The sequence below is a fragment of the Actinophytocola sp. genome, from assembly GCF_049647105.1.
Classification (GTDB): domain Bacteria; phylum Actinomycetota; class Actinomycetes; order Mycobacteriales; family Pseudonocardiaceae; genus Actinophytocola.
In genome coordinates, this window is record NZ_JBARWZ010000222.1 from 1 (window position 1) to 6,308 (window position 6,308).

The 6,308-nt window shown below is 69.1% G+C and carries 9 protein-coding genes; 7 read left to right on the forward strand and 2 right to left on the reverse strand.

Annotated elements, in window-relative coordinates:
* The first annotated feature begins 440 nt into the window (after nt 1-440).
* Genes WBA97_RS26345 through WBA97_RS26360 form a run of 4 tightly spaced genes read left to right on the forward strand, consistent with a single transcriptional unit; the run spans nt 441 to nt 3,820 of the window.
* Nucleotides 441-1,346, forward strand: coding sequence for an ABC transporter ATP-binding protein (locus tag WBA97_RS26345; RefSeq protein WP_424233611.1), 906 nt, complete (start codon nt 441-443; stop codon nt 1,344-1,346).
* On the forward strand, nt 1,339-2,199 hold the full coding sequence (locus tag WBA97_RS26350; RefSeq protein WP_424233612.1) for a hypothetical protein: 861 nt from the start codon (nt 1,339-1,341) through the stop codon (nt 2,197-2,199). The genes WBA97_RS26345 and WBA97_RS26350 overlap by 8 nt, the downstream gene beginning before the upstream one ends.
* Complete coding sequence (locus tag WBA97_RS26355) at nt 2,196-3,110, forward strand: ABC transporter ATP-binding protein (RefSeq protein ID WP_424233613.1); 915 nt, start codon at nt 2,196-2,198, stop codon at nt 3,108-3,110. The genes WBA97_RS26350 and WBA97_RS26355 overlap by 4 nt, the downstream gene beginning before the upstream one ends.
* Nucleotides 3,107-3,820, forward strand: coding sequence for an ABC transporter permease (locus tag WBA97_RS26360; RefSeq protein ID WP_424233614.1), 714 nt, complete (start codon nt 3,107-3,109; stop codon nt 3,818-3,820). Before WBA97_RS26355 ends, WBA97_RS26360 begins: the two co-directional genes overlap by 4 nt.
* Before the next feature lie 76 nt (nt 3,821-3,896).
* Here the strand turns inward: WBA97_RS26360 and WBA97_RS26365 are convergent, their stop codons facing one another.
* Nucleotides 3,897-4,145 carry a hypothetical protein gene (locus WBA97_RS26365; RefSeq protein WP_424233615.1) on the reverse strand — a complete coding sequence of 83 codons (249 nt, stop codon included), beginning with the start codon at nt 4,143-4,145 and terminating at the stop codon, nt 3,897-3,899.
* A gap of 15 nt (nt 4,146-4,160) precedes the next feature.
* Here WBA97_RS26365 and WBA97_RS26370 point away from each other — a divergent pair, with 15 nt between their 5' ends.
* The 3 genes from WBA97_RS26370 to WBA97_RS26380 are packed head-to-tail and all read left to right on the forward strand — an operon-like array spanning nt 4,161 to nt 5,178.
* Nucleotides 4,161-4,463, forward strand: a complete 303-nt coding sequence (locus WBA97_RS26370; RefSeq protein ID WP_424233616.1) for a Scr1 family TA system antitoxin-like transcriptional regulator — start codon at nt 4,161-4,163, stop codon at nt 4,461-4,463.
* Nucleotides 4,460-4,597 (forward strand): DUF397 domain-containing protein, encoded by a 138-nt coding sequence (locus WBA97_RS26375; RefSeq protein ID WP_424233617.1) that lies wholly within the window; start codon nt 4,460-4,462, stop codon nt 4,595-4,597. The genes WBA97_RS26370 and WBA97_RS26375 overlap by 4 nt, the downstream gene beginning before the upstream one ends.
* Entirely contained in the window at nt 4,594-5,178 is a 585-nt protein-coding gene (locus WBA97_RS26380) for a hypothetical protein (RefSeq protein WP_424233618.1), read from the forward strand. The genes WBA97_RS26375 and WBA97_RS26380 overlap by 4 nt, the downstream gene beginning before the upstream one ends.
* On the opposite strand, the gene WBA97_RS26385 is transcribed toward WBA97_RS26380, so the two are convergent.
* Entirely contained in the window at nt 5,118-6,215 is a 1,098-nt protein-coding gene (locus WBA97_RS26385) for an MBL fold metallo-hydrolase (protein ID WP_424233619.1), read from the reverse strand. The genes WBA97_RS26380 and WBA97_RS26385 overlap by 61 nt on opposite strands.
* Nucleotides 6,216-6,308 lie beyond the last annotated feature (93 nt).

A 6,308-nucleotide genomic window follows, 5' to 3' on the forward strand; every position in this document is an offset into this window, starting at 1 on the left:
CCATTCAGAACCCGCGAGTCCACCATTCAGAACCCGCGAGTCCACCGTTCAGAACCCGCGAGTCTTCGGTTCAGGACCCCTGAGTTGGGGTCGGTGTCAGACCCGAAACCCCAACTCACCGGTCCCGAACGCCCGACTCGCGGGTCCCCAACCCGAGACTCGCGGGTCCCCAACCGTGGACTCGCGGGTCCCGAACCCGAGACTCGCGGGTCCCCAACCGTGGACTCGCGGGTCCCGAACCCGAGACTCGCGGGTCCCGAACCGTGGACTCGCGGGTTCCGAACCCGAGACTCGCGGGTTCCGAAGCCCAGACTCGCGGGTTCCGAACCGTGGACTCGCGGGTTCTGAACGCCCGACTCGCGGGGGGTGGTGGGGAAGTCAGGGTTGGGTTGGGGGATGCGCCGGATGTGGGGGGTGGGGTGGGCGAATAGCTTGGGTGGGTGCCACTCATCGAGACTGTTGCGCTGGAGAAGCGCTATGACAAGGTGACCGCGCTTGCGGACCTCACCGTTGCGATCGAGCCTGGGGTGGTGGGTTTGGTTGGGGTGAACGGCGCGGGCAAGAGCACCCTCATCAAGCTCGCACTGGGGCTGCTGGAACCAACCGGCGGACAGGTCCGCGTGCTCGGCCTGGACCCGATCGCCGACGGTGACCGGGTCCGCGCCCGCGTCGGTTACATGCCGGAACACGACTGCCTGCCACCCGACATGATCGCGGCCGAGTTCGTCACCCACATGGCCCGCGTCAGCGGCCTGCCCAAGGCGATGGCCAGAGAGAGAGCCTCGGAGACGCTGCGCCACGTCGGCCTCTACGAGGAGCGCTACCGCCGCATCGGCGGCTACTCCACCGGCATGAAGCAGCGCGTCAAGCTCGCGCAGGCCCTCGTGCACGACCCGGAGCTGCTGCTGCTGGACGAGCCGACCAACGGCCTCGACCCCGCGGGCCGGCGCGCGATGCTCGACCTCATCCACCGCATCGGCACCGACTTCGGCATCTCCGTCGTCGTCTGCTCGCACCTGCTCGGCGAGATCGAGCGCATCTGCACCTCACTCGTCGCCATCGACGCGGGCAGGCTGCTGCGCTCGGCCACCCTCGACTCGATGACGCAGGCCCGTGACCTGCTCATGGTCGAGGTCGACGAGGACGCGGAGGCGCTGGCCGGGGCACTCGAGAGCCAGGGCCTCGAGGTCCGCGCCGACAAACGGGTCCTGTACGTCCGTATCGAGAACGACGACGTCTACGACAAGATCCGCGACGCCGTCGCCGACCTCGACCTGCCCCTGCACCGCATTGAACGTCAGCGCCACCAGGTGGCCGACCTGTTCCGGGAGGTGGCCAGTGCCTGACACCGGCGTCATCCACGACATCGGCTACCAGCGCTACGAAGGCCCGCGACTCGGCCGCGGCTACGCGGCGCGCTCGCTGTACGTCCACGGCGTCCGCTCCGCCTACGGCCTCGGCCGCAGCGCGTGGGCGAAGGTCCTGCCGATGGGCGTGCTGGCCTTCGCGAGCATGGCGTCGCTGATCCTGGTCGTGATCAACACCCAGCTGCCGACGCAGGTGATCGACTACGTCGGCATCGCGTCCACGTTCACCTACGCGGCCACGGTGTTCGTCGCCGTCGTCGCGCCGGAGCTGGTGTCCGTCGACCTGCGCAGCAACCTGTTGCAGCTCTACCTGTCCCGGCCACTGCGCAAGAGTGACTACGCGCTCACGAAGCTCGCGTCCCTGGCCACGGCGACGTTCCTGCTGTTCGCCATCCCGATGCTGATCATGTTCCTCGGCATGGCGTTCAACACCGACACCGGCATCGGTGGCGTGTTCGACGAGCTGGGCGGCTTCGTCCAGGGCCTGATCGCCGCCGCGATCCACGCCGCGCTGCTGTCCGCGCTGGGCCTGCCGCTCGCGTCGCTGACCGGCCGCCGCGTGTTCGCGTCCGGCATGATCATCGCGCTGTTCCTGCTGACCACGCCGATCTCCGGCGCGCTGCAGGCGTTCGGCAACGGCGCACTGGCCGACCTCGGCGGGTTGATGGACCCGTCGAGCCTGCTCAACGGCGTCGACCAGTGGCTGTTCGGCCCGGGCATCGGCATCGTCCAGACCGGCGAGTTCGGGGCCGTGTACGGCCTCGTCACCGCGGTCCTGATCGCGCTCGGCACGTTCCTGCTGGTGCTGCGCTACAAGAAGGTGAAGTCGTGAGTACCACTGTCGAGTTGAACGGCGTTTCGCGCTGGTACGGCAACGTCGTCGCGGTCAACGACGTCACCCTCACCATCGCCCCCGGCCTCACCGGCCTGCTCGGCCCGAACGGTGCGGGCAAGACCACGGTCCTGCACCTGATGGCGGGCCTGATGGCCCCGTCTCAGGGTGAGGTCACGGTCGGCGGCCAGTCCGCGTGGCGCAACCCGGAGATGTACCGCACGCTGGGCCTCGTCACCGAACGCGAGAGCGTGCCCGGTTTCCTGACCGCGTGGGAGTTCGTGCTCTCGAGCGCGAAGCTGCACAAGCTGCCGGACCCGGCGGAGGCGGCGCGGAAGGCACTCGCGATCGTCGAGCTGGAGGACGCGCAGGATCGCCGGATCTCCACGTACTCCAAGGGAATGCGGCAGCGCAGCCGGGTCGCGGCCGCGCTGGTGCATGACCCGAGGGTGCTGCTGCTGGACGAGCCGTTCAACGGCATGGACCCGCGCCAGCGCCTCCACATGATGGAGCTGCTGAACCGCATGGCGGAGGAGGGCCGCACGATCCTGTTCAGCTCGCACATCCTCGAAGAGGTCGAGCAGCTGTCGGGCACCGTGCAGGTCATCGTCGCCGGCCGCCTCGCCGCGTCCGGCGACTACCGGCACATCCGCCGCCTGATGACCACCCGGCCGCACCAGTTCACGGTCACCTCGTCCGACAACCGGTTGCTCGCGACCGTCCTCATGGGACAGGAGTCGGTGTCCGGCGTGAGCCTGGCGCCCGAGGGCGTGCTGGTGCAGGCCAACGACTACGGCAAGTTCACCCGTGCGCTCGCCAAGCTCGCCCGCGAGCACAAGATCCGCATCACGCAGCTCCTCCCCTCGGACGAGTCGCTCGAGAAAGTCTTCTCCTACCTGGTGGCGACATGAACCTGACGATCATGAGCCTCACCGCGCGGGCCATGCTGGGCCGCAAACGCGTGCTGATGCTCCTCCCGATGCCGATCATCCTCATCGGCCTCACGCTCATCGGCGTGACGTCCGGCGAAAGCGACGCCGAGTGGGGACCGGTGGTGTTCTCGTCGCTGGGCATCAGCGTGATCCTGCCGCTGACCGCGCTGATCATCGGCAGCAGCGCGCTCGGCCTGGAGATCGACGACGGCACGATCACACACCTGCTCACGAAACCGTTGCCGCGCAGCGAAATCGTGTTGTCGAAGCTGGCCGTCGCGTGGCTGGTGACCACGGTCGCCACCGGCGTCCCGCTCGCCGCCGCCGCGTTGATCGCCGGTGCTGGCAAGCTGGCGGTCGGCCTGGTCATCGGCGCCGCGATCGGCGGCCTCGCCTACAGCGCACTGTTCCTGGCGCTGTCGGTGATGACCAAGCGGCCGGTCGCGGTCGGCCTCGTGTACATCGTGCTGTGGGAGAACATCCTGGTCAGCTACGTCAGCGGCGCCCGGATCTTCAGCGTCCGCCAGCACGCGACGGCCATCGCCGACTCGATCGGGAACACCCAGCTCATCGAGGCCACGGTGTCGGTGACCACCGCGCTGATCATGTCGGTGATCTTCATCGTGGTCGGCACCATCGGCGCGACCCAGCGCCTGCGTTCCTTCGCCCTGACCGGCGAGGCGAATTAGGGCCTGTCCCATGGATCATTGTGCGAGGGTCTGGGCCTGACCAACAGTGACCTCAGGGGAACGTGACGGCACCCAGTCACCAACCACCTGCGGTACGCGGATGCGCTGGGTCGATACCAACACTGTGAATTCCCGGGGAGGCGGACTGGCGGCGGCCGGGCACAGCGTGTCCGGCCGCCGTCTCCTGTGCGTAGCGGGCGTCCATCTCGGACACGACCGCGACGGACAGTTCCGCCATCGCGCGCATCGCGAGCGCGTCGAACACCAGCTCGCAGATGGTGGTTCCGCTGCCGATCAGCACGTGCGCCGCGTCGCTGCCGGTCACGCTGTAGCTCAGACGATGGCCGCCCTGCCGAACATCGAGCTGCGGATCGTGCCCGATCACCGCGGCTGGCACCCCGGACCGGAAGGTGCCTTCACGCTGATCGAGGCGGCTCGCCCTGCCTCCGGCAGGCGAGCCGACGAGAAGACCGCATCTATCGCGTTCGTCGGCACGCGCCGCTCGGTACTCTTGCTCCACGAGGACGAAGATGTCGTGGCCTACAAACGAGCGATCGACCGAGTCCTCGCGGTTTCCCTGAAGCCCGATTCCTCGGCGAGTTTCATCGCCGATGCGAAGAACCGAATGGAGAGAACAGCGTGACATTCTGGCGGAAGTCCAGGCGAAGCGAGAACGACCAGAACTGCGCGGAGGTGCGGAACTCGAAGAACACCTCCTCGGTCGTGCGCGCGGACGTCCGGCGCCTGGCGCAGGCCGTCAAAGAAGGGCGGCTGTGAGCGAGCCCCGCGGCGCCCGAGGCTGGTTGACCGTCCTCTTAGGACTTCTGTTCGTGCTGGCGGTCACCGGCTGGGCCATCACGAACAGCCGCTTGTTCATCTTCGCGACCGTGGCGGCCGCGATGGTGCTCGTGGTGGTGGCGGTGATCAGCGCGATCGTCGAGCGCAGACCCGGCATCGTGCTGGTCACGGCCGCGTACGCCGGGATCGGCGCGCTGCTGACGGCCGTCGTGTTCGGGTTCGCCTACCTCGAGGAGTCGTGGACCTACGTCCGCGGCACCCACACCGAGGCCACGGTCGTGAGCTGTGACGACGACGGCGAGTGCGAGTCCAGGTGGGACGGCCGGACCGACGAGGTCGACCTCGCCGTCGACGTCAAGCCCGGCGACACGGTCCCCGTCCGCGCGCTCGGCGACGACGCCGTGCGCGAGGGCGGGCTCACGGTGCTGGTCGTGGCGAGCAGCGGTGTGGCGCTCGTGTCACCGCTGCTGGTCATCGGGACGATCCTGTACGTGCGGCGTCAGGCGACGGCCCGCCACCAGCCATCCGGCGACGGCGCCTCGTCGACGTCCAAGGCCTGACCCGGCATCGGCACCGCGACCCGCAGGCCGTCGGCGGCGGTCAGCAGCCGTTCGACCGGCTCCGACCAGGAGTGCATGGCCAGGTTGAACGTGGCCCAGTGCACCGGCACGAGTAGCTCGCCGCGCACGGCCCGGTGGGTCTCGACTCCCTCTTCCGGTGTCATGTGGATGTCCGGCCAGTACGGCGAGTAGGCGCCGACCTGGATGAACGTGACATCGAACGGGCCATATTCGGACCCGATCCGGCGATAGCCGTCGAAGTAGCCGGAGTCGCCGGTGTAGAACACGCGGCGGTCCCGCCCCGCGAGCACCCACGACGCCCACAGCGTGCCGTTGCCGCCGGGGCGGAGCCGGCCGGAGAAGTGCTGCGCGGCGGTGGCGACGACCTCGACGTGGCCGAGCGAGGTCCGCTCGTCCCAGTCCAGCTCGACGATGTTCCCTGGCGCGACCCGCCAGCGTTCGAGGTGCGCGCCGACGCCGAGCGGCACGATGAACCGCAGCGACGGCTGCCGGGCGGCGAGCCGCCGGATGGTCGGCATGTCGAGGTGGTCGTAGTGGTCGTGGGAGATCACGACGGCGTCCAGCTCTGGCAGGTCGCCGAGCGCCCATGGCACCGGATGCAGGCGCTTGGGCCCGAGCAGCGCAGACGGCGAGACCCGGTCGCTCCAGACGGGGTCGAAGAGTATGCGCTTGCCCTCGATCTCGACCAGCACGGTGGCGTGGCCGAGCCAGGACGCGCGCAGGCCCGTGGAGCCGGCGAAGTCGGGTGCGCCGACGAGCGGGACGGGCTGCCGCGGCTTGCGCACCTCCTTGCCGAGGACGAGGTCACGAAGGGCCCCGGAGCCGGGCTGCCCGGCGACGACGGTGGCGACGTCGTTGTGGAACCGGCCGTCGCGGAAGTGCGGTGAGCGGCGCATGCGGGCGAGCCGCTCCCCGGCGGGACGGCCCCCGATGGCGGATGGCACCTGCCAGCCGGCGCCCACCAGCGCGCCGACGGGCACCAACAGCGCCGACCGGCGCACGAGATCTCTGATCACACCTTCATAGTGCCCGTGTCTTGCTGAGAGTGTGATCGAGGCATTTCAGGAACTGACGCGACCGTGCGCCGGTGGTTCGGAAACCACCGGCGC

Excerpts from the sequence above, each read along its gene's own strand:
- WBA97_RS26360 (WP_424233614.1), top strand. The coding sequence starts at position 3,107 with ATGAACCTGACGATCATGAGCCTCACCGCGCGGGCCATGCTGGGCCGC.
- WBA97_RS26370 (WP_424233616.1), top strand. The coding sequence starts at position 4,161 with ATGGCCGCCCTGCCGAACATCGAGCTGCGGATCGTGCCCGATCACCGC.